Below are 21,947 nucleotides of genomic sequence, written 5' to 3' on the forward strand. Positions count from 1 at the left end.
GAATTACGCCTCTACTTTTTCGACGGCGACAGCCGGCTCTGCGATGTCCGCGGGTTCCGCCGTGAGGTCCACGGTGAGGGTTTCGCCCTTGACCAGGTCAGCGTTTGCAAGCAGGGCGTCGACGACGTTCGGCGGCGCAGTCACAGCGGTCCGGATCCGGTCGCTGACATTCAGTCCGGCGTCCTTGCGGGCCTGCTGGATGGCGCGGACCATGTCGCGGGCGAGGCCTTCGGCCTCCAGCTCGGGTGTGACCTCGGTGTTGAGGACCACGAAGCCCCCGCCCGGCAGCACTGCGACAGACGCGCTGCCGCCCTCGGACTCTGCCACCACTGTCTCCAGCGTGTACTCGTGGGGTTCCAGTTGGAGCCCTCCTGCAATAACGACGCCGTCGACACCATTGATTGTCTGCACTGACCAATCACCAGACTTGGACCCCTTGATGGCCAGTTGCACGTTCTTGCCCAGGCGGGGGCCGGCGGCGCGGGCGTTGACCACCAGTTTCTGCTGGATCCCGAACTCCTCCGGAGAAGCAGTGGCCGCGTCCAGCAGCCTGACCGAACGGAGGTTGAGCTCGTCGGCCACAACGGCGGCAAAGCCGCCCAGCGCGTCGGCGCCGGGTGCCACAACCGTCAGTTCCTGCAGCGGCAGGCGGACACGGAGGTTCGCTGCCTTGCGGAGCGAGGAACCGGTGGAGCAGATCTGCTGAACCTTGTCCATGGCCTCAACCAGGTCCGGGTTGGCCGGGAACAGGCCGGCATCCGGCCAGTCGGCCAGGTGCACGGAGCGGCCGCCGGTCAGGCCCCGCCAGATCTCCTCGGACACCAACGGCAGGAGGGAAGCTGCCACGCGGGAGACGGTCTCCAGCGCGGTGAACAGCGCGTCGAAGGCGTCCTGGTCCTCATCGAAGAACCGCTGGCGGCTCCGGCGGACGTACCAGTTGGTGAGCATGTCCAGGTAGCTGCGCAGTTCGTCGCAGGCACCGGAGATGTCGTAGGTGTCCAGCTGAACCGTCATGTTGCGGACCAGTTCCCCGGTGTTGGCCAGCAGGTACTGGTCAAGCGTGTCGTCGTAACCGTCGTAGCGGAGTTTGGCGTCATAGCCCGCGCCGCCGGAAGCGGCGTTCGTGTACAGCGTGAAGAAGCTGTACACGTTCCACAGCGGCAGGATGACCTGGCGGACGCCGTCGCGGATTCCCTGCTCGGTGACCACAAGGTTGCCGCCGCGGAGGATGGGGCTGGACATCAGGAACCAGCGCATGGCGTCGGAGCCGTCCCGGTCCAGCACCTCGGAGACGTCCGGGTAGTTGCGCAGGCTCTTGGACATCTTCTGCCCGTCGGAGCCCAGGACGATGCCGTGGCTGATGACGTTGCGGAAGGCAGGCCGGTCGAACAGCGCCGTGGAAAGGATGTGCAGCATGTAGAACCAGCCGCGGGTCTGGCCGATGTACTCCACGATGAAGTCGGCCGGGTTGTGCGTATCGAACCAGGCTTCGTTCTGGAAGGGGTAGTGCACCTGGCCGTAGGGCATGGAGCCTGAGTCGAACCAGACGTCCAGCACGTCCTCCACGCGGCGCATCACCGACTGGCCCTCTTCGGGGGTGCGGGGATCGTCCGGGTTGGGCCTGGTCAGCTCGTCGATGAACGGGCGGTGCAGGTCAACCTGGCCGTCCTTGTTCAGGGGCAGGCGGCCGAAGTCCGCCTCGATCTCGGCGAGTGAGCCGTAGACGTCAGTGCGGGGGTATTCGGGGTCGCTGGACTGCCACACGGGGATGGGGCTGCCCCAGTAGCGGTTGCGGCTGATGGACCAGTCGCGGGCGTTGGCCAGCCACTTTCCGAACTGGCCGTCCTTGACGTTTCCGGGGATCCAGTTGATCTCCTGGTTCAGCTCGGACATCCGGTCCTTGAACTTGGTGACCTCGACGTACCAGGAGGACACGGCCCGATAGATCAGCGGGTTGCGGCAGCGCCAGCAGTGAGGGTAGCTGTGCTCGTAACTGGCCTGGCGGACCAGGCGGCCCTGGGCACGGAGCACCTGGGTGATGGGCTTATTGGCTTCGAAGACCTGCAGGCCCACGATGTCGTGCAGGTCACCGTGCTTGAAGAGCGGGAGGAACTTGGCGCCCTCATCAACGGAGAGGATCACCGGGATCCCGGCCTCTTCGCAGACTTTTTGGTCATCCTCGCCGTAGGCGGGCGCCTGGTGGACGATGCCGGTGCCGTCGGTGGTGGTGACGTAATCGGCCACGAGGAAGCGCCAGGCGTTCTCCATGCCGTATTTCTCGTTATCGCTGAAGTCATGCCACAGCGGCTTGTACGCCAGGCCTTCCAGCTCCGCGCCGGTGTGGGTGGACACGACGGCAGCCTGTGCTGCGTCGAAGTCGTCGTACCCCAGGTCCTTGGCGTAGCTGGCCAGCAGGTCCGCGGCGAGCAGGAAGCTGCCGTTCACGGGTGCGTCAGCGGAAGCGGCCTTGATGCCGTTGGGTCCTGCCGGCAGCACGGCGTAGGTGATGGAGGGCCCGACCGCGAGCGCGGCGTTGGTGGGAAGCGTCCAGGGCGTGGTGGTCCAGGCCAGGGCCTGCACACCGGCGAGCTGCCGCGATAGTTCGGACTCACCGGCGGTGATGGGGAACGTGACCGTAACGGTCTGGTCCTGGCGGTTCTTGTAGACGTCGTCGTCCATGCGCAGCTCATGGTTGGACAGCGGCGTCTCGTCTTTCCAGCAGTACGGCAGCACGCGGTAGCCGTTGTAGGTCAGGCCCTTTTCGTGGAGCTGCTTGAACGCCCAGAGGACGGACTCCATGTACTCGACGTTGAGGGTCTTGTAGTCGTTGTCGAAGTCGACCCACCGTGCCTGGCGTGTCACGTAGTTTCGCCACTCGTCGGCGTACTTCATCACTGAGGCACGGCAGGCGTCATTGAACTTGTCGATACCCATGGCTTCGATCTGAGTCTTGTCCGTCATGCCGAGCTGCTTCATGGCTTCAAGCTCCGCCGGCAGGCCGTGGGTGTCCCAGCCGAAGCGGCGCTCCACGCGCTTGCCGCGCTGGGTCTGGTAGCGGCCCACCAGGTCCTTGGCATAGCCGGTCAGCAGGTGGCCGTAGTGCGGCAGGCCGTTGGCGAAGGGCGGGCCGTCGTAGAAGACGAACTCGTTGCTGCCGGGTTGGCCGCCGGGGGTGTCCGCGCTGCGCTGGTCGATGCTGGCCTGGAAGGTGCCGTCCTGGTCCCAGTATTTGAGGATGCGCTCTTCGACTTCCGGGAACTTCACGGAAGCGGAAACGCCGGGCGTGCCACTGGTGGAGGCTGAGGCCTTGGGGTAATACGTCATTCTCGACATCCTGGGTTGAGCTTGGTGAACTGCCGGCTTGCGCCTGTCAGTTCCGTTCAGGATGCGAGGACGGTTGCCGTGTTGTCCGCCGGACTACACGCTCACCGCGGTACCACCTCACTTACCGGCGCTGCCAGTTCCCGGGGGAACGGGCCGGCTCCGGCCTCTCATTACTGCTGTGACGGGCTTACCCGTCCGGTTCTACTGACGCTTCCCCGCCCGGCAGGCGGTTTGCGCGTTCTTCCGGAAGCTCGCCGGTGATAGCCGGGTCATAGCCGTTTTCGAGTCTACTATTTCCACAGCCTTCCCACCAATAAGCGTGGGCAGAGGCACGGCGCGGGTGGGCGGAATGGAAGGCGGTGGCGGCGCGCCTGGTGCTGCCTTGGTTGCTACCCCTTGCGGATCAGCTTGTGGTTCGCGGCCTGCGCCACCGGCCGGATCACGATCTGGTCCAGGTTGACGTGGTGCGGGGCAGTCACGGCGTACCGGACCACTTCCGCCACGTCTTCTGCCGTGAGCGGCTTTTCGACCCCCTGGTACACCTTGTCGGCTGCCTGCCGGTCACCCAACCGGTTAAGCGCGAACTCCTCGGTGTAAACCAGACCGGGAGCCACTTCAATGACCCGGAGATTGTTTTCCACTTCCTCAAGCCGCAGAGCCCCGGTCATGGCATGCTGGGCGAACTTGGCAGCGTTGTAGCCGCCCCCGCCCTCGTAGGCGGTCAGCCCGGCCGTGGAGGTCAGGTTCAGCACGGTCCCTTCGCCGTGGGCGCGGAGCATCGGCAGGAATGCGCGGGTGAGTTTCATAGTGCCCAGCACGTTGACCCGGTACATCCACTCCCAGTCCTCCGTGCTTGCGGCGCCAATGGCGTCCGCTCCCCTGGCTCCGCCGGCGATGTTGACCAGGGTGTCTATTCCCCCGGCTTCGGTCACCCGGGCGAGCAGCCGGGACACGTCATCGTCCTCGGAAATGTCAGCAGGAATCGCGACGGCGCCGGTCTCGGCTTCGAGGGCGGCAAGACGCTCTGCGCGGCGGGCCACGGCGAATACTGTCCACCCCTGGGCTGCCAGCGCGCGGACCGTCGCCTCCCCGATTCCGCTGCTCGCACCGGTCACCAAAGCTGCCTTTTTCTGCAAATCCGAAGTCATGGCACCACCCTAGCGGCAGCCGCCGGAGGAAGGCCCGGACGGATGTCGTCCGATGACACTGGGGCCCACGTGGCAGCCGGAGCCGCTGCCGACCGGCGGACGGGCCCGTCCATGAAACAATTGGCAGATGGCTGAAGACACGCAGGGTACAGACACGCCCAACACCGCCCCCATCAACGTTCCGGACAAGCCGGCCCTCGAAGGCCTCGAAGCTGCCTTGACGCAGCGCTGGCTCGCCGAGGGGACCTACAAGTTCAACCGGGACACCACCCGGGAGCAGGTCTACTCGATCGACACTCCCCCTCCCACCGCCTCCGGATCACTGCACGTGGGGCATATGTTCTCCTACACGCAGACCGACGTGCTGGCGCGCTACCAGCGCATGACCGGCAAGAACGTCTTCTACCCCATGGGCTGGGACGACAACGGCCTGCCCACCGAACGCCGCGTGCAGAACTACTACGGCGTCCGCTGCGACCCCGCCATCCCGTACAACGCCGACTACCAGCCGCCGGCGCAGCCGGCGAAGAACCAGCGGGACTTCGACGTAGTCTCCCGCCGGAACTTCATCGAGATGTGCGAGGAGCTTGCCGTCGAGGACGAGAAGGTCTTCGAGAACCTCTTCCAGACGCTTGGCCTGTCCGTGGACTGGGAGCTGACCTACCGCACCATCGACGACAACTCCCGAGCGGTCTCGCAGCGGGCCTTCCTGGCCAACCTCTCCGCGGGCGACGCCTACATGGCCGAGGCACCCACCCTCTGGGACGTAACGTTCCGTACTGCGGTAGCCCAGGCCGAGCTGGAGGACCGCGAGGTGCCCGGGGCGTACTACCGCTACCCATTCTTCACGGAGGACGGGGAGCGGATCTACGTCGAGACCACCCGTCCCGAACTGCTGGCGGCCTGCGCCGCACTGGTGGCGAATCCCGACGACGAACGGTACCAGCCGCTGTTCGGCAAGAAGGTCACGTCCCCCGTCTTCGGCGTTGAGGTGGAGGTCAAGCCGCACCCGCTCGCCAAAGCCGACAAGGGCTCCGGCATCGCCATGGTGTGTACCTTCGGCGACCTGACCGACGTCACCTGGTGGCGCGAACTGCAGCTTCCCACCCGAGCCATCGTGGGCCGGGACGGCCGGATCATCAGCGAGGCCCCCGAGTGGATCACCACCGACATTGGCCGGGAGGCCTTCGCCGCGATCGCGGGCAAGACCGTCTTCAGCGCCAAGGAAGAGGTGGTGAAGCTCCTCACCGCCGCGGACCTGCTCGAGGGCGAGCCCAAGAAGATCATGCACCCCGTGAACTTCTACGAAAAGGGCGACAAGCCCCTTGAAGTTGTGACGTCACGCCAGTGGTACATCCGCAATGGCGGCCGGGACGAGGACCGCCGGGAGCGGCTCATCGCCCGCGGCCAGGAGATCGACTTCCACCCCGCCTTCATGCGCTCCCGCTACGAGAACTGGATTTCGGGCCTGAACGGTGACTGGCTGGTTTCCCGCCAACGCTTCTTCGGTGTGCCCATCCCCGTCTGGTACCCGCTGGACGCCGACGGCAACCCGGACTACGACTCCCCCATCGTGCCGTCCGACGACCAGTTGCCCGTGGACCCCGCTGCGGACGCCGCTCCGGGCTTCAATGAGGCCCAGCGCGATGTTCCCGGCGGCTTCGCCGGCGACGCCGACATCCTGGACACCTGGGCAACGTCCTCACTGACGCCCAAGATCGTGGGCGGCTGGAAGCGGGACGAGGAACTCTTCGCCAAGGTGTTCCCGTTCGACGTCCGGCCCCAGGGCCACGACATTATCCGGACCTGGCTTTTCTCCTCGGTGGTCCGCGCGGACGCCCTGGAGAACAGCGCGCCCTGGAAGCACGCTGCCATCTCCGGCTGGATCCTCGACCCCGACCGTAAAAAGATGTCCAAGTCCAAGGGCAACGTGGTGGTCCCCACCGATGTGCTGGAGGAATACGGCTCGGATGCTGTCCGCTACTGGGCCGCTTCGGCGAAGCTCGGGGCCGACACCGCCTACGAGATCGCCCAGATGAAGATCGGCCGGCGCCTGGCCATCAAGCTGCTGAACGCCTCGAAGTTTGTGCTGAACCTCGGCGCAACAGAGGCATCGGTGCTCTCCGGTGACCTCTCGGTGCTCAGCAACCCGCTGGACCGGGCCGTACTTGCCCAGCTCGCAGAGGTTGTGGCCCAGTCCACCAAGGCCTTCGAGAACTACGATTACGCCCGTGCACTGCAGATCACCGAAAGCTTCTTCTGGCAGTTCACGGACGACTACGTGGAACTCATCAAGGACCGGGCCTACGGTGCCGCAGGCGAAGCCGAACAGGCTTCCGTGCTCGCAGCCCTGGCCACCACCCTGGACACCCTGCTCCGGCTGTTCGCGCCGTTCCTTCCCTTTGCCACCGAAGAGGTCTGGGGGTGGTGGCGCAACGGCTCCGTCCACCGCGCCGAGTGGCCCGCACCGTTGGACGTCCCCGGCGGTGACACCACTTTGCTTGCCACCGTTGGTGTTGCGTTGAGCGGTGTCCGCAAGGCGAAGTCCGAGGCAAAGGTCAAGCAGCGCACGGAGGTTCTCTCGGCCACCATCACGGCTTCGGAAGCACTCACCACGCAGCTGAAGGCGGGACTTGCCGACCTCAAGGCAGCCTCAAACGCCCGGGAAATCAGCTTGCTGGTGGGCGACGGCGATCTGACCGTCAGTGACGTGGCCCTGGCTGCCACCGAGGAGCCCGTGCAGGCCTGACCGGGCTGCCTGTTTCAGGGCAAAGGGGAAGCCCCATCAGCGTTTTGCCGTTGGTGGGGCTTCGACTTTTCGGCCATCCGGTGACGTCTTTGATGGTCTGGCAGAATCCTCGGATCTTCAGGTCTTCCTACCTCGTCACTGGTAGCCTGCTTCTAACTTTGCCGATGGCTGCGTTGAATGCATATCACTGAATCTTTGGTTTCTGCGTCCCACTTCTTTCGAAGGGGTAAAAACCATTCTTGTCCTGCTCTTCCGGAAGCGCAAGAGCCCCGGTAGAACTACAAACGAGTAGTTCTACCGGGGCTCTTTGCATCCCGCCGCAGGGCCGGCAGGATCGGTTTCTAATGGAATTCGGGCCGCTCCGTGCGGCTGCGCTTGAGCTCGAAGAAGTGTGGGTAGGAAGCAATCGCCGTGGTGGCGTCCCACAGCTTGCCCGCGTCTTCGCCGCGCGGGATGCGGGTGAGGACGGGGCCAAAGAACGCGGTTCCGTTGAAAGCCACCACCGGGGTTCCGACGTCCTGGCCCACCAGCGAGATGCCTTCCTCGTGGCTTGCGCGCAGCCTGCCGTCCAAGGCATCAGTAGTGGCGGCTGCTGCCAGCTCGGCAGGAAGACCGCATTCCGCGAGTGCCTTGGTAATGACGACGGCACGGTCCTTCTCGCCGCGCTCATGGATCAGCGAGCCCATGGCGTCATACAGCGCCTTGACCGCTTCCTGGCCGTGTTCCTGCTGCGCGGCGATAATCACGCGGACCGGGCCCCAGGCGTTGTCCATGGATTCGCGGTAGGCGGGCTCAAGGTCGCGGCCCTCATTGAGGACGGCAAGGCTCATGACGTGCCAAACGGTTTCGATGTCGCGAACGCCTTCCACCTCGCCGATCCAGCGGGAGGTGATCCAGGCGAACGGGCACAGCGGATCGAACCAAAAATCTGCCTTGTTCCGTGCAGTTTCAGTATTGGCAGGAGCTTCAGTCATGGGGAATCCTTCCGGGTGGCTGGCTGCGCAGAAGGCAGCCAACGGGAGTGGCGATACAGCGCGTCAGGCAACTGGGCTCCGGGCAGGTCCCGGATCAGGCCGACTTCCGGCGCTTGGTGACGTGCGGGATCATGGTCGGCTCCGCGCCGTTCAGGACGACGTCCTCGGTGACAACCACACTGGCCACGTCTTCGCGGCTCGGGAGATCGAACATCACGGGGAGCAGCACTTCCTCCATGATGGCGCGCAAACCACGGGCACCGGTGCCGCGTTCCAGTGCCTGCTCGGCGATGGCGTCCAGGGCGGTGTCGTCAAACACCAGCTCCACGCCGTCAATCTGGAACATCTTCTGGTACTGCTTCACCAGGGCGTTCTTGGGCGTGGAGAGGATCTGGATCAAGGCATCCCGGTCCAGGTTGGACACAGTGGTGATGACGGGGAGCCGGCCGATGAACTCGGGGATGAGTCCGAACTTCAGCAGGTCCTCCGGCATCACTTCACCGTAGGAGTCGATCTTCTTGCTGGCCTCGTTCAGGGGTGCGCCGAAGCCAATCCCCTTCCGGCCCGACCGCGAACCGATGATTTCCTCGAGCCCGGCAAAGGCTCCGGCCACGATGAACAGAACGTTGGTGGTGTCGATCTGAATGAATTCCTGGTGCGGGTGCTTCCGGCCGCCCTGCGGAGGAACGGAGGCAACAGTGCCCTCCAGGATCTTCAGGAGCGCCTGCTGGACGCCCTCGCCGGAGACATCCCGGGTGATGGAGGGGTTTTCGCTCTTGCGGGAGATTTTATCGATCTCGTCGATGTAGATGATGCCCTGCTCAGCTTTTTTGACGTCGTAGTCCGCGGCCTGGATGAGCTTGAGGAGGATGTTCTCCACGTCCTCACCGACATAGCCGGCCTCGGTCAGGGCGGTGGCGTCTGCTACAGCGAAAGGTACGTTCAGGCGTCGGGCGAGCGTCTGGGCAAGGTAGGTCTTTCCGCAGCCGGTGGGTCCGATAAGGAGGATGTTGGACTTGGCGATCTCGACGTCGTCGTGGTGGACACCCTCAGCCAGGCTTCCGGACTTCGGCGCGTGGCCGGCCTGGATCCGCTTGTAGTGGTTGTAGACGGCGACGGCGAGGGAGCGTTTGGCAGGCTCCTGGCCGATGACGTATTCCTGCAGGAAGTCGAAGATTTCGCGCGGCTTGGGAAGCTCGAAGCTGCCAAGATCGGCAACCTCCGCAAGTTCCTCTTCGATGATTTCGTTGCAAAGCTCAATGCATTCATCACAGATGTAGACACCGGGCCCGGCAATGAGCTTGCGAACCTGCTTCTGGCTCTTTCCGCAGAAAGAGCACTTCAGCAGATCCGTGCTCTCGCCAATCCGAGCCATATGTGAACCCCTTAGTATCTTGCTGCCAGGCAGCCTTGCACCGTTGCTGGAATCTCCACCAGCCTGCTTGGACCGGTCGTGACAACATCCACTCTAGGTCACATTCGCTTCCGAGGGTGGAAGGAAAAGGCCGGTGGAGCCAAATGATTGGCGCCACCGGCGCTTTCCTTTACCGCTACCTGGTGATGGCCTGCGGTTTGATCTTGCGTGAATCCAGGACCTGGTCGATCAGGCCGTACGTCTGGGCTTCTTCCGCGGTCAGGATCTTGTCTCGCTCAATGTCGTTGTTGACCTGCTCCGATGTCCGTCCGGAGTGGTGCGCCAGCGTGTCCTCAAGCCAGGAACGCATGCGCATGACCTCGGCGGCCTGGATCTCCAGGTCGGAGGCCTGGCCACCCTGGCCGCCGGACAGCGCCGGCTGGTGGATCAGGACCCGTGCGTTCGGCAGGGCCAGGCGTTTGCCAGGCGTGCCGGCTGCCAGCAGGACAGCAGCGGCACTGGCCGCCTGGCCCAGGCACACGGTCTGGATTTCAGGCCGGATGTACTGCATGGTGTCGTAGATCGCCGTCATGGCCGTGAAGGATCCGCCCGGCGAATTGATGTAAAGGGTGATGTCGCGGTCCGGATCCGTGGACTCCAGGACCAGCAGCTGCGCCATGACGTCGTCAGCGGAAGCGTCGTCCACCTGGACGCCGAGGAAGATGATGCGGTCCTCGAAGAGCTTGGTGTAGGGGTCCTGGCGCTTGAAGCCGTAGGGCGTGCGCTCCTCAAACTGGGGCAGGACGTAGCGGCTGGACGGAAGATTACCGGCGGACCACCCGAAGTTGTAGTTCATTTTCTGTTGCTCCTGATCTGAGTGTTCTTGTGCCGGTTAGTTCTCGGAGGCGGATTCGCCCGAGGTGCCGTTCGACGTCCCGCCGCCGCCGGCAACCGATCCTGCGTGGGCAGCGATCTTGTCGAAGAAACCGTATTCGAGGGCCTCCGTGGCGGTGAACCACTTGTCGCGGTCGTTGTCCTTGAGGATGGTTTCCACGGACTGGCCGGTCTGGTCGGCGGTCAGCTCAGCCATGACCTTCTTCATGTGAAGGATGAGTTCGGCCTGGATCTTGATGTCCGAGGCCGTGCCGCCGATGCCGCCGGAGGGCTGGTGCATCAGGACGCGCGCGTTCGGGGTGGCGTACCGCTTGCCCTTGGTGCCTGAGGAAAGCAGGAACTGCCCCATGGAGGCGGCAAGTCCGGTGGCCACGGTGACGACGTCGTTCGGGATGAACTGCATGGTGTCGTAGATCGCCATGCCTGCCGTGACGGAACCGCCGGGAGAGTTGATGTAAAGGTAGATGTCCTTTTGCGGGTTCTCCGCAGAGAGGAGGAGGAGCTGTGAGCAGATGGCGTTGGCGTTCTCGTCACGCACCTCTGAGCCCAGCCAGATGATCCGCTCCTTGAGGAGGCGGTTGTAGATGTAGTTGTCCTGGGCTGCAGGATCGACAGTAGCCATCCGGGGGGCCTCTGCGTGCTGTGACATGTGTACTTACCTCTCACTGGTGACGGTGACATCACTGAAAATCTCTACTTGGACACTAACCGGTTTCACCGACGTTTTGGTCGCACACCGTGGGCTGTTCGCTGACGGCGCACGATCGGCGCGCGCCTTACGGAAGCGTGCCCCGATCCAACACAAACGGCCCCCGGATCAATGGATCCGGGGGCCGTTCAAATCTGCCTTACGGCAAGTAATGCGTTGACAGCGAGGTTTACTAGGCCTTGGCCTCTGCCTTGTCTTCCTCAACAGCCTCGGGTGCCTCAGCTGCTGCTTCGTCGGCGTCCAATGCGGGAGCTTCCTCTTCCCCGCCGGGGCTGACGAAGTCGGTGAGGTCAACAGTCTTGCCCTCGGTGTCGGTCACCGTGGCCTGGCCAAGGACAACAGCCAGTGCCTTGCGGCGGCGGACCTCGGAAACCATCATGGGGACCTGGCCGCTCTGATCGATGATCTGGGCGAACTGGTTGGGATCCATGCCGTACTGGCTGGCGGTGGTGACGATGTAGTCGATCAGCTCGTTCTGGCTGACGTTGACTTCTTCCTTCTCCGCAATGGCGTCGAGGATTATTTCATTCTGGAAAGCGCGGGCGGTATTGGCCCGGACCTCTTCACGGTGCTCCTCGGTGTCGTGCTCGCCTTCACCGTGGCCGCTGCCCTCCTTGAAGTGGGCTTCGAGCTGCTCTTCGACCACTGAGTCCGGAACGGGAACCTCCACCAGCTCAACGAGCTTGTCCAGGACCTTGTCGCGGGCTTCGACGCCCTGCTCAACGATCTTGGAGTCGGCGGCCTGCTTGGCGAGGTCTTCGCGGAGCTCGGCAAGGGTGTCGAACTCGGAAGCCAGCTGGGCGAAGTCGTCGTTGGCCTCGGGGAGTTCGCGCTCCTTGACGGCCTTGACCACTACCTTGACCTGGGATGCTTCACCGGCGTGGTCGCCGCCCACGAGGGTGGTGCTGAAGATGGCGTCTTCCTCGGCGCTGAGGCCGGTGACAGCTTCGTCCAGGCCCTCAAGCATGGTGCCGGCGCCCACCTGGTAGGACAGGCCTGCGGCGGAGTCGACCTCTTCGCCGTCGATGGTGGCGTTGATGTCGATGGTGAGGAAGTCGCCGTCGGCAGCGGGACGGTCTACGGACTTCAGCGTGCCGAAGCGGCCGCGCAGTTCGTCAAGGGCCTTGTCAACGTCCTCATCGGAGGACTGGGCTGCAGCAACCTCAACCTGGATGCCGGCGTAGTCCGGGAGCTCGATTTCGGGGCGGACGTCAACCTCGGCGTGGAACTTCAGTTCACCGTCGGTGGAGGTGGGGTCCGGAACCTCGGTAATTTCAACCTCGGGACGGCTCAGGGGACGGATACCGGATTCCTGCACAGCTGACTGGTACCAGCCGTTGAGGCCTTCGTTAATGGCGGTCTCAAGGACGTAGCCGCGGCCGACGCGCTGGTCGATGAGCTTGGCCGGTACCTTGCCCTTACGGAAACCAGGGACCTGGATCTGCGAAGCAACGGTCTTGTAGGCCTCGTCGATGCTGGGCTTCAATTCCTCAAAGGGGACCTCAACATTGAGCTTGACCCGCGTGGGGGTGAGGTTCTCGACAGCGCTCTTCACGGTCTAAGTACTCCTGGGTTTGTGGGATGGGTTTCTGCAAACGCAATGTTCCTGCCCGGTCCAAATGGTCCGGGCCGCAGAGTCGGGGTGACAGGATTTGAACCTGCGACTTCCTGCTCCCAAAGCAGGCGCTCTAGCCAAGCTGAGCTACACCCCGTAAGTGCACAGGCAAGTCTACGGTGATACGCGCCGTCTTTGCACATTTGACACGTAGGCCATGAATTAGGTTTAGTTATATCCGGCTTGAACAGTCAGCCCGAAGTTGCCAGTCTGCCAGCGCCTTCCAGCACTGCAGAAGGATCTTCTTTCGGGGACGTAGCTTAATGGTAAAGCCTCAGTTTTCCAAACTGATTACGCGGGTTCGATTCCCGTCGTCCCCTCCAAGGATAAAAAGGCCCCTCATTTGAGGGGCCTTTTTGTTTTGCGGCGCCTTGTGCCTCAAGTTGCCTCTTCATGTTGCTACGACCGCTGGCAGTACGGGCACCAACACAGCTTGCGTGCCACCAGTTCGGCGATCAGCACCTGGGTGCCGCACACCCGGCAGGGCAGGCCGTTGCGTTTATAGACAAAGTGGGCATTCTCCCTGGCCGGGAAGGTGTCGCTCTTGAGCGCGGCGTTCTCCGCCGCAGCCCTGGCCGTCCTGCCGTTTCCCGACCAGTACCTGGGCGTTGTGGTGATGATCCGGCCGTCCGCCACACCGTCGTTCATAACAGAGACGACGTCGCGCCACAGCTTGCGTGCCTCGGTGTCCGGAACGTCGCTGCCGGGCAGCCAGGGATCGAGCCGCCGCCGGAAAAGGACCTCCGCACGGTACACGTTTCCCACACCGGCAATGACCTTCTGGTCCATAAGCAACGCAGCCACCGGCGCTTTACGGCTTTGAAGGCCCGCAGCAAACCGGCCGGCGTCCCCGCGCCGGTTGACCAGTGGATCGGGACCCAGCCGGGCCAGCACGGCGTCGGCTTCGGCACCGGTGATGGTTTCGCACGTGGTTGCCCCGCGCAGGTCCGCCCAGCCATTGCTGCCGACAATGCGGACGCGCACAGCCCCGACCGGCGCGGGCGGACCGGCGTACCCGCCGGGCTCATCGCCGTCGCCATCACCGAAGGTTTCCTGCTCCCCCACCCGGCGCGGGGCACCGATGCTGGAGGACCCGGCAAAGGTGCTGTCGCCGCCGAAGCTCCAGGCACCGTAGAGGCCCAGGTGGATGTGCAGCACCAGCGAGTGGTCAAAGTGCAGGAACAGGTGTTTCCCGTGGGCCTCTGCAGCCACAAGGGTGTGCCCGTCCAGCATGGCAGCTCCGCCAACGAACCGGCCCTGGGGACTGGACACCATGAGCCGCTGGCCGCCGAAGACGTCCCCGAACTGCCGTGCCAGGCGCCGGAGTGTATGCCCTTCAGGCACTACTCAATGACCTCGCCGGTAGTCTCATAGGCAGCGATTTTGCCGATCCGGCGGACGTGCCGCTCATCGTTGCTGAAGGGTTCGGCCAGGAAAGCCTCAATCAGCTCCGTTGCTTCCTCCACGGTGTGCTGGCGGCCGCCCACGGCCACCACGTTGGCGTCGTTGTGCTCGCGGGCGAGGGTGGCGGTGGAGTGGTTCCATGCCAGGGCTGCCCGGACGCCCTTAACCTTGTTGGCCGCAATTTGCTCGCCGTTGCCGGAGCCCCCCAGTACGATGCCGAGGGCGTGGACGCCGGCCTGCTGGTCCGCCACCACCGCGAGGGCGGCGTTGATGCAGAACGACGGGTAGTCATCCAGGGCGTCGTAGACCTTGGGACCGTGGTCCACCACGTCATAGCCCTTGGCGGTCAGGTGGGAAACCAGGTGTGCACTGAGTTCCATGCCTGCGTGGTCGGTGGCAATGTGGACCCGCGGGAAGGCAGGGGAAGAAGTCACAAGCAAAATCCGTTCGGTGTGGGCGCTGGCGGCCGGCACGGAGGGTGCAGGCCGGGGGCAACAACACCATAAGAATACTAGGACTCGGGCGGGCCGGCCGCGGCTGGACCGCCGCCGCGGTGGGCCCGTGCAGCCACCCTGGTGAGGACCTCGGCCAGCTGCGCAGCGGAATCCTGGCTTCCGCTGCTCACTGCCAGGCTCTGGCCATCGGTCTTTTTCACAACGACGGCGGGGCCGCTGCTGACGAGCATGGCGGCAGTTCCGCTGTGGTGCCGGTAGCCCCACCCACCGTAGTCGGCAGCGCGGACGTCCGCTGCGCTGGCTGCCGAGATGGCGACTGCCGGAACATCCATCACGGGGACGACGCCGGCCAGCAGGACTTTCAGGCCGCGCCGGTCCGCCTTGATCCTGGCACAGAGAAATGCCGCGCCTATGACAGCCAGGGCTACAAGCAGCCCTCCAAGCCAGGGCACAGCGATGGCAATCAGCGCAGACGGAAACAGCGAGGCTATGCCGATCATAACGAAAACCGAGCTGCGGGCATGGACCCAGAGCCGCATGCTGTCCCGTGCCAGGTCAGGGTCCAGTTCCCTGGCGATGGCAAGCTGGAGGGCCCTGTCGTCGTTGGGCGACCATTGCTGGTCCGCCTTGTACACGAAGCCCATAACCACCCCAAGGGACACGGCGGCTCCGCTTCCGAGCGCAAGCACAGTGAAGTCCACCCTGGACTCACGGGCGTCCGCCAGGCCGGTCTGGCCAACGAGGCCGGCAGCGAGCGCGGTGGCGACGAAAAGGCACAGAAACAGTCCGGTGCCCATCATGATCCGGCGCATGGGCACCGGCCTGCTGACCGGCAAGGCCTGGGAAAGAACCAGCCAGCCGGCAGCCACAATCATCAGGGCGCCCCCGGTGACGTAGGCGGCAAAGGACGCAAAGGCGGCGCCGCCGTCGTCCGTCCAGCGGATGGCGAGCGGCTCAGGAAGGTCCGGCCGAAGCAAAAAAGCGCACACCACAAAAGCCGCCGCGAGCACCACCGGGAACCCCGCCACAAAACGCAGGGCCTTCGTGTCCACCGACTCCATGAACTTCCCCATGATTTAACGCTACTCCCGCCGCCGGTCAGTGACTTGGTACCTGTCTCCATACCCACTGTGAGCTGCGCTACTTGTTCCGGGGTAAAGGAATGCAAGAATGATCAGTGCCGCCGCTGGGCATCGCCAGCCGGCAGACGCAATTATTCTGGAGGCCCCACTTTGCCAGGTATGAATCTGACGCGCGCTGAAGCCCGCGAACGTGCCGAACTGATCACCGTCGAGTCCTACGATGTCAGCCTGGACCTGACGCGCGGCGGGAAGGTGTTCGGCAGCACCACCACAGTAAAATTCAGCGCGAAGCCCGGATCCTCCACCTTCATTGACGCCGTCACTGCCGCCGTTCACAGTGTCACGCTCAACGGCCGCAGCCTTGAGCCGGACACCGTGGCTGACGGCGTCAGGATTCAGCTGCAGGAGCTTGGGGAGGACAACGAGGTCACTATCGTGGCGGATGCTCCCTACATGAATACCGGCGAAGGCCTGCACCGCTTCGTGGACCCGGTGGACAACGAGGTCTACCTCTACACGCAGTTCGAGGTCCCCGATTCACGCAGGATGTTCGCGGTGTTCGAGCAGCCGGACCTGAAGGCTGCCTTTACGTTCACGGTCACTGCGCCCTCGCACTGGGACGTCATCTCCAACTCCCCCACCCCGCTGCCCGTGGAAACCACTCCCGGGGACGACGGCGGCGCCCGCTCCGTTTGGTCCTTCTCCCCCACTCCGCGGCTGTCCTCCTATGTCACCGCCCTGATCGCCGGCCCCTACCAGTCCGTGCGCAGCGAGGTAAAGAGCTCCGACGGCCGGGTCATTCCGCTGGGGGTCTTCGCCAGGAAGTCGCTGATGCAGTACCTCGACGCCGAGAACATCTTCGAGCTGACCCGGCAGGGTTTTGAATTTTTCGAGGCGCAGTTCGGCTGCCCCTACCCGTTCGAGAAATACGACCAGCTCTTCGTGCCGGAATTCAATGCCGGCGCCATGGAAAATGCCGGAGCGGTAACCATCCTCGAGGGTTATGTTTTCCGCAGCAAGGTCACAGGCGCGCAGATCGAACGCCGGGCCATCACTGTCCTCCACGAGCTCGCGCACATGTGGTTCGGGGACCTGGTAACCATGCGCTGGTGGAACGACCTGTGGCTCAACGAGTCCTTCGCCGAGTACATGTCCCACCTTGCCGCCGTCGAGGCAACGGACTTCACCAGCGCCTGGACCACCTTCGCGTCGGTGGAAAAATCCTGGGCGTACCGCCAGGACCAGCTGCCCACTACCCATCCGATTTTCGCCGAGATCAACGATCTCCAGGACGTGGAGGTGAACTTCGACGGCATCACGTACGCCAAGGGGGCCTCTGTCCTCCGCCAGCTGGTGGCGTGGGTGGGACCGGACCAGTTCATGTCCGGCGTGCGGGAGTACTTCGCGAAGCATTCCTGGCAGAACACAGAGCTGAGCGACCTCATGGTGGAACTGGAGAAGGCCAGCGGCCGCGACCTGGACGAATGGGGCCGGCAATGGCTGGAGACCGCGGGGGTCAACACCCTCAAGCCGGAGCTGGAAGTGGGCAGCGACGGCCGGCTGACCTCGTTCGCGATTCTGCAGTCCGCCGTCGAGGAGTGGCCCACCCTCCGTCCGCACCGGCTGGCGGTGGGGTTCTACAACCTGAACGACGCCGGGAAGCTTGAGCGGGTGCACCGCGAAGAACTCGACGTCGACGGCGTCCGCACGGAGGTACCCGCCTTGGCAGGGATGTCGCAGCCGGACCTTATCCTGGTGAACGACGACGACCTCGCCTACGCCAAGGTCCGGCTGGATGAGAAGTCGCTTGCTACCGCCACGGCACACCTGAAGGACTTCAGCCAGAGCCTGCCGCGGACCCTGGTGTGGAACTCCGCGTGGGACGCCGCCCGCGATGGCGAGACGCCTGCCCGGCGGTACGTGGAACTGATCCTGGCCAACGTGGCTGCCGAGTCCGATTCCTCGGTGATCCTGGTCCAGCTCCGCCAACTGGCCACCACCTTGAACTTCTACGTGGCCGAGGAGCACCGGGAAACGACGGCCGTGGCCGCGGCCGACCGGCTGTGGGAGCTGGCCTCCGAGGTGCCCGGCGGCTCTGACGCCCAGCTGCAGTTCGTTAAGTCGTTCGCCTTGTTGGCGACGAGTGGAGCTCAGCTGGACACAGTGGCGGACCTCCTTGATGGTTCAATGGTCCTGGACGGGCTGGCTGTTGACCAGGACCTGCGCTGGGAGCTTGTCACTTCGCTGGTGGTGGGCGGCCGGCTGGCGCAGCTCGGCATCGATGCCGAGCTTGCACGGGACCACACCTCCAGTGGACAGAACGCCGCTGCCCAGGCAAAGGCGGCCATTCCCACCCCCGAGGCAAAAGCGGCAGCCTGGGAAGCGATTGTGGTGAAGGGCGAGCTCTCCAACGCCCTCCAGGGGTCGGCCGTCAACGGCTTTATGCGCGTACTGGACCGGTCCCTGCTGGAGCCGTACGCGGAGAAGTACTTCCAGGCGGTACGGGCCATTGTGGAGACCCGGACGAACGCACTTGCCCAGCAGATCGTCGTCGGGCTCTACCCGGCATTGCTGACCACCCAGGCCACAGTCGACCGCACGGACGGTTTCCTGGCGGCGCTCCCGCCGCAAAGTGCCGCGCTGGGGCGGATGATGCTGGAAAACCGCGACGGCGTTGCCCGGGCGTTGCGGGCGCGCGCCGCTGACGTCCTTCCCGGTGAAGCAGGGCCCGGGTTGTGACCCTGGGTGAGCACCGCTATGCCCTGACGGTGGAGTGGACGGGCAACCTGGGCGGAGGGACGTCGTCGTACCGCGGCTTCTCGCGGGACCACGACATCCTGATTCCCGGGCTGCCGGTCCTCAAGGGCTCGGCTGATCCAACCTTCCATGGCGACCGGGAGCGCTACAACCCGGAGCAGCTGCTTCTGGCTGCCCTTGCCCAGTGCCACATGCTTTCCTTCCTGCATGTGGCGGTGAAGCACGGCGTGGTGGTAACGGACTACCGGGACGAGGCCACCGGGCTGCTGAAGCTCAACCGGGACGGCAGCGGCCAGTTCGAACGTGTGACGCTGCGCCCCCGGGTGACGGTGGCGGACGAACAGCACGTGGCGCTGGCCGCGCAGCTGCACCACGAGGCCAACCAAGTGTGCTTTATCGCCCGCAGCGTGAACTTCCCGGTGGAACACGTTCCGGTGACGGTGGTTGCCTAGCCCTGTGGCTGCTGCCTCAGGTGCCGCGGCGGGTCAGTTCGTTCCGTCTTCCAGCATGGCGACCAGCCGCGCCTCCGTCTCCGGCGTCAGCCCGGCTTTGCGGGGCCGGTCCAGTCCGCGGCGACGTTCGTCAGCCAGCGTGTCGGCCAGCGTTTCCTGCCACGGTAGGATCCGCAGGCCCGCATTCACGGCGGCCTTGTTGCTTCTGGCCATAAATCCGTCATGCCCGGGTGGGAGCCACAGCGGCAGCGAATCGCGCCCCGCCCAGTAGCCGACGCCCTGGTCCGCAAGCCAGTCCTCGGCCGCAGGGACCACTTCGCCGTGATGATCTGCCGCCTGCCGGGACGCGCTGATGTACTCCCCGAACGGTACCTGGTCCCCCAGCGCATTCAATGCCCCGGTGGTTCCCTGCTCTGCCGCCAGCAGGATCCAGGCGGCCAGGTCCCGTACATCAATGACCTGGCTGGCGTGGCTATCGATAGTGGGAACGATGGCGGGGCTGTTGTCCCTGGCAAAGCGGGCCGGCCAGTACCCGTAGCGGTCCGAGCCGTCCCCTGGTCCGCCGATCAGGCCGGCACGGCACAGGTGGGCCTTCCCGCCCGCCGCTTTGAGGGTTGCCTCCTCGATGGCGACTTTGGATTCGCCGTAGTTTTCCGGCGTCGAAGGAGTACCCGGTGCAAGCGCCGGGAGGAGGTCGGCGTCCTCAGTGGCTCCGGGAAGGGAGGCATCGGCATAAACGGAGCAGCTGGAGACGAAGGTCCAGTGGGCGGTGCGGTGCGCGAGGGCGTCCAGCGCCTCGGTTGCGGGCACCGGATCGCGGGCGACGTCGACGACCTCGTCCCACTCCCCCTCAACGCCGTCGTAAGCCGTTGCGCCCAGCGAGCGGTCCGCTCTCAGCCACACGGCACCCGCTGGCGGGTCATCGGCGGAGCCACGGGCAAGGCAGGTGACCTTATGCCCTTCGGCGACTGCCTGGCGGACGATTTCTGCGGACAGGAAGGCGGTTCCGCCCAGGACGAGAATGCGCATGACGCAACGCTACGGCGCTAGGGTTGAAGGAGAACAGAGCCTTCCGCGCCGGGCGTAACCGGCGCTCCGGCCCCCCGTATCCCGGCGCTGCCGGGGAACCCCAGGAGTAATCCCCCTTTATGGTCAGCATGTTGTCGATCCTTCCTTCCGCCGCCACCGAGCCGGACGGCATCAGCATCACGGGCATCGTGATCAGCCTCGGCGTGGGCGTTGCCATTTGGCTCGCTGCCACCTTCGCTATCTCGCGCATCACCAGCCGCGTGGCGGCAGGCAGCAACTTTTTCAAGCGGCCCACCTTCAAATGGGCGGCACCGGCGCTGCGCGCCTTGGACCACGAACGGCGGGTCCAGCGCGCGGAAACCATCGGTTCGCTGCTGAACAGCATCGTCGGCGTGCTAGTGGTGGTCATCACCAGCATGTACGTTCTGCAGAACCTGGACATCAACATCGCGCCGCTCCTGACCAGTGTGGGTATTTTGGGTGTAGCCATCGGTTTCGGTGCCCAGCAGCTGATCCGCGACTTCCTGGCCGGAATTTTTATTACCATTGAAGACCAGTACGGAATCGGCGATGTGATCGAAACCAGCGAGGTTGTTGGTGTCGTGGAGTCCATGGGGCTGCGGATCACCCGCGTACGGTCCGACGACGGCGCCATCTGGTACCTCCGAAACGGCGAGATCCTCCGCGTAGGCAACCGTTCGCAGGGCAATTACGTGCCCCTGCACGAGTCACCGGACGGGACAACGGACCAGGCGAGCGATCACGGTGCCGAAACCAAAAAGACTGACCAAAAGGCCGGAGACTAGCAATGACTATCCCCATCGAACCGCAGAAGCCCCGGCAGCTGATGCAGAATGATCCGTTCAGCCAGCCCGGTTACACCGACAACTTCTATGACGCTGTGGGTGGCCACGAAACGTTCGTCAAGCTGATTGATGTCTTTTACGACGGCGTGGCAACGGATCCGCTGCTGCGGCCGATGTACCCGGAAGAGGACCTGGCACCCGCCAAGCGGCGCTTCCTGATGTTCCTGGAGCAGTACTGGGGCGGCCCCACCACCTACGGGGAAGAGCGCGGCCATCCCCGGCTGCGCATGCGCCACATGCCCTTCACGGTGACGCCGGAGGCCAAGGACCGCTGGCTCTTCCACATGCGGACGGCTGTGGACGCGTTGGAACTCCCGCCCCTGTATGAGGGAACCCTCTGGGACTACATGGAGCGCGCAGCCCTCTCGATGGTAAACAGCCCGGCCGGTTAGCCCGTTGCGGGCTGACTCAGCGGCGGCTGCCCTAAGGGCAGCGGCCTGCCGTTAGAGAAGTCCGCTTCCCGTCCGCGCAAGGACGTGTCCGCGCGGACCGGTCAGGCGGAACCAGCGGCCGGCACGGTAAAGCTTCTGATCGCCGTCCGCGAGGAATCCAAGGGCCAGTGCGGCGAAGGCGGCGCCTGCCGGAAGGCCGGATTCATCAAGTTCCCTGCCCCACACGGCGGCCCGGGCGTTGTTCACGATCAGCGCGCCGGGCTTGTCCGGCACAATTCCGGCCACCTCAGCGATGCCGGCCTCTGCGGCCTCCCGCAGCGCTGCGTCGCTCCGCGAACCCAGCAGTTCCCATCCGCTCCTTGGGGCGCCGACGCCGGTCCATGACTCGGTGACGGTGGACGGCGGTACCGGCAGTTCGACGTCGTCCTCACCCGCCCGTGCTAGCCGGTCCAGCACCGCCGCCAGCGGAACGGTGACGTCCGTCCCGGACGGCTTCGCCAGTGCCATGGTGCGCAGCCCCAGGATGGTGGGCGTCGATTCACCCAGCACCCGTGGCCGCAGCACGCAGACGTACGCGGCGAGAACGGAACCTGCCGCCTGAAGCCGAATGGCGCCGTCGTCAATTGTTTTGGCGCGCGTGGCGAAGGTTTTCAGGTCGGCGAGATCCTGCGGATCGGCGAAACGGAAGGACGAGGTGAGTAGATCAGACACACCAAGAACACTACCGGCTGCACCTTTGTTGA

At 64.6% G+C, this 21,947-nt stretch carries 17 protein-coding genes and 2 tRNA genes; 6 read left to right on the forward strand and 13 right to left on the reverse strand.

Features of this window, described 5'->3' with window-relative positions; genetic code table 11:
- Positions 1-3: 3 nt before the first annotated feature.
- Both ileS and CXQ88_RS16365 read right to left on the reverse strand, forming a co-directional pair.
- Positions 4-3,324, reverse strand: coding sequence for an isoleucine--tRNA ligase (gene ileS, locus CXQ88_RS16360; RefSeq protein WP_104045201.1), 3,321 nt, complete (start codon positions 3,322-3,324; stop codon positions 4-6).
- Between the two features lie 389 nt (positions 3,325-3,713).
- Positions 3,714-4,472, reverse strand: coding sequence for an SDR family oxidoreductase (locus CXQ88_RS16365; protein ID WP_104045202.1), 759 nt, complete (start codon positions 4,470-4,472; stop codon positions 3,714-3,716).
- A 127-nt stretch (positions 4,473-4,599) separates the two neighbouring features.
- On the opposite strand from CXQ88_RS16365, the gene valS reads away from it, so the two are divergent.
- The gene (gene valS / locus CXQ88_RS16370) at positions 4,600-7,221 is read left to right on the forward strand and encodes a valine--tRNA ligase (RefSeq protein WP_104045203.1); all 2,622 of its coding nucleotides are present in this window, start codon (positions 4,600-4,602) and stop codon (positions 7,219-7,221) included.
- A gap of 341 nt (positions 7,222-7,562) precedes the next feature.
- Here the strand turns inward: valS and CXQ88_RS16375 are convergent, their stop codons facing one another.
- From CXQ88_RS16375 to CXQ88_RS16400, 6 genes are all read right to left on the reverse strand, one after another.
- Positions 7,563-8,195, reverse strand: coding sequence for a mycothiol-dependent nitroreductase Rv2466c family protein (locus tag CXQ88_RS16375; RefSeq protein WP_104045204.1), 633 nt, complete (start codon positions 8,193-8,195; stop codon positions 7,563-7,565).
- Positions 8,196-8,289: 94 nt separating this feature from the next.
- Complete coding sequence (gene clpX / locus CXQ88_RS16380) at positions 8,290-9,570, reverse strand: ATP-dependent Clp protease ATP-binding subunit ClpX (RefSeq protein WP_104045205.1); 1,281 nt, start codon at positions 9,568-9,570, stop codon at positions 8,290-8,292.
- Positions 9,571-9,745: 175 nt separating this feature from the next.
- Positions 9,746-10,405: an ATP-dependent Clp protease proteolytic subunit gene (locus CXQ88_RS16385; RefSeq protein WP_104045206.1), complete on the reverse strand. Its 660-nt coding sequence runs from the start codon at positions 10,403-10,405 to the stop codon at positions 9,746-9,748.
- Positions 10,406-10,441: 36 nt separating this feature from the next.
- Complete coding sequence (locus CXQ88_RS16390) at positions 10,442-11,065, reverse strand: ATP-dependent Clp protease proteolytic subunit (protein ID WP_104045207.1); 624 nt, start codon at positions 11,063-11,065, stop codon at positions 10,442-10,444.
- Positions 11,066-11,324: 259 nt separating this feature from the next.
- Entirely contained in the window at positions 11,325-12,707 is a 1,383-nt protein-coding gene (gene tig, locus CXQ88_RS16395) for a trigger factor (RefSeq protein WP_104045208.1), read from the reverse strand.
- Positions 12,708-12,789: 82 nt separating this feature from the next.
- Positions 12,790-12,864 (reverse strand) — tRNA-Pro (locus CXQ88_RS16400).
- Positions 12,865-13,016: 152 nt separating this feature from the next.
- Here CXQ88_RS16400 and CXQ88_RS16405 point away from each other — a divergent pair.
- Positions 13,017-13,090, forward strand: a tRNA-Gly gene (locus tag CXQ88_RS16405).
- Between the two features lie 76 nt (positions 13,091-13,166).
- Here CXQ88_RS16405 and CXQ88_RS16410 read toward each other — a convergent pair.
- The 3 genes from CXQ88_RS16410 to CXQ88_RS16420 all read right to left on the reverse strand — a co-directional run bounded on the left by CXQ88_RS16410 (position 13,167) and on the right by CXQ88_RS16420 (position 15,699).
- Positions 13,167-14,111 carry an Fpg/Nei family DNA glycosylase gene (locus CXQ88_RS16410; RefSeq protein WP_104045209.1) on the reverse strand — a complete coding sequence of 315 codons (945 nt, stop codon included), beginning with the start codon at positions 14,109-14,111 and terminating at the stop codon, positions 13,167-13,169.
- Entirely contained in the window at positions 14,111-14,605 is a 495-nt protein-coding gene (locus CXQ88_RS16415) for a ribose-5-phosphate isomerase (protein WP_104045250.1), read from the reverse strand. The genes CXQ88_RS16410 and CXQ88_RS16415 overlap by 1 nt, the downstream gene beginning before the upstream one ends.
- 77 nt (positions 14,606-14,682) lie before the next feature.
- Complete coding sequence (locus CXQ88_RS16420; protein ID WP_104045210.1) at positions 14,683-15,699, reverse strand: hypothetical protein; 1,017 nt, start codon at positions 15,697-15,699, stop codon at positions 14,683-14,685.
- Between the two features lie 168 nt (positions 15,700-15,867).
- On the opposite strand from CXQ88_RS16420, the gene pepN reads away from it, so the two are divergent.
- Positions 15,868-18,447 (forward strand): aminopeptidase N, encoded by a 2,580-nt coding sequence (gene pepN / locus CXQ88_RS16425; RefSeq protein ID WP_104045211.1) that lies wholly within the window; start codon positions 15,868-15,870, stop codon positions 18,445-18,447.
- Positions 18,444-18,917: an OsmC family protein gene (locus CXQ88_RS16430; RefSeq protein WP_104045212.1), complete on the forward strand. Its 474-nt coding sequence runs from the start codon at positions 18,444-18,446 to the stop codon at positions 18,915-18,917. Before pepN ends, CXQ88_RS16430 begins: the two co-directional genes overlap by 4 nt.
- Positions 18,918-18,950: 33 nt before the next feature.
- Here CXQ88_RS16430 and CXQ88_RS16435 read toward each other — a convergent pair whose 3' ends face one another.
- Entirely contained in the window at positions 18,951-19,946 is a 996-nt protein-coding gene (locus CXQ88_RS16435) for an epimerase (RefSeq protein ID WP_104045213.1), read from the reverse strand.
- A 119-nt stretch (positions 19,947-20,065) separates the two neighbouring features.
- On the opposite strand from CXQ88_RS16435, the gene CXQ88_RS16440 reads away from it, so the two are divergent.
- Both CXQ88_RS16440 and CXQ88_RS16445 read left to right on the forward strand, forming a co-directional pair.
- Positions 20,066-20,752: a mechanosensitive ion channel family protein gene (locus CXQ88_RS16440; protein WP_104045214.1), complete on the forward strand. Its 687-nt coding sequence runs from the start codon at positions 20,066-20,068 to the stop codon at positions 20,750-20,752.
- 2 nt (positions 20,753-20,754) lie between these two features.
- A complete protein-coding gene (locus tag CXQ88_RS16445) occupies positions 20,755-21,204 on the forward strand; it encodes a globin (protein WP_104045215.1) in 450 nt (149 codons plus the stop codon).
- 51 nt (positions 21,205-21,255) lie between these two features.
- Here CXQ88_RS16445 and CXQ88_RS16450 read toward each other — a convergent pair whose 3' ends face one another.
- The gene (locus tag CXQ88_RS16450) at positions 21,256-21,915 is read right to left on the reverse strand and encodes a hypothetical protein (protein ID WP_104045216.1); all 660 of its coding nucleotides are present in this window, start codon (positions 21,913-21,915) and stop codon (positions 21,256-21,258) included.
- Between the last annotated feature and the right edge of the window lie 32 nt (positions 21,916-21,947).

This window comes from Arthrobacter sp. ZGTC412, from assembly GCF_002929215.1.
Taxonomy (GTDB): domain Bacteria; phylum Actinomycetota; class Actinomycetes; order Actinomycetales; family Micrococcaceae; genus Arthrobacter.

What these genes read in the sequence shown, in the direction of transcription:
- ileS (WP_104045201.1), bottom strand. Translation starts at nt 3,324, where the DNA reads ATGACGTATTACCCCAAGGCCTCAGCCTCCACCAGTGGCACGCCCGGC.
- CXQ88_RS16365 (WP_104045202.1), bottom strand. Translation starts at nt 4,472, where the DNA reads ATGACTTCGGATTTGCAGAAAAAGGCAGCTTTGGTGACCGGTGCGAGC.
- valS (WP_104045203.1), top strand. Translation starts at nt 4,600, where the DNA reads ATGGCTGAAGACACGCAGGGTACAGACACGCCCAACACCGCCCCCATC.
- CXQ88_RS16375 (WP_104045204.1), bottom strand. Translation starts at nt 8,195, where the DNA reads ATGACTGAAGCTCCTGCCAATACTGAAACTGCACGGAACAAGGCAGAT.
- clpX (WP_104045205.1), bottom strand. Translation starts at nt 9,570, where the DNA reads ATGGCTCGGATTGGCGAGAGCACGGATCTGCTGAAGTGCTCTTTCTGC.
- CXQ88_RS16385 (WP_104045206.1), bottom strand. Translation starts at nt 10,405, where the DNA reads ATGAACTACAACTTCGGGTGGTCCGCCGGTAATCTTCCGTCCAGCCGC.
- CXQ88_RS16390 (WP_104045207.1), bottom strand. Translation starts at nt 11,065, where the DNA reads ATGGCTACTGTCGATCCTGCAGCCCAGGACAACTACATCTACAACCGC.
- CXQ88_RS16420 (WP_104045210.1), bottom strand. Translation starts at nt 15,699, where the DNA reads ATGGGGAAGTTCATGGAGTCGGTGGACACGAAGGCCCTGCGTTTTGTG.
- pepN (WP_104045211.1), top strand. Translation starts at nt 15,868, where the DNA reads ATGAATCTGACGCGCGCTGAAGCCCGCGAACGTGCCGAACTGATCACC.
- CXQ88_RS16435 (WP_104045213.1), bottom strand. Translation starts at nt 19,946, where the DNA reads ATGCGCATTCTCGTCCTGGGCGGAACCGCCTTCCTGTCCGCAGAAATC.
- CXQ88_RS16440 (WP_104045214.1), top strand. Translation starts at nt 20,066, where the DNA reads ATGGTCAGCATGTTGTCGATCCTTCCTTCCGCCGCCACCGAGCCGGAC.
- CXQ88_RS16445 (WP_104045215.1), top strand. Translation starts at nt 20,755, where the DNA reads ATGACTATCCCCATCGAACCGCAGAAGCCCCGGCAGCTGATGCAGAAT.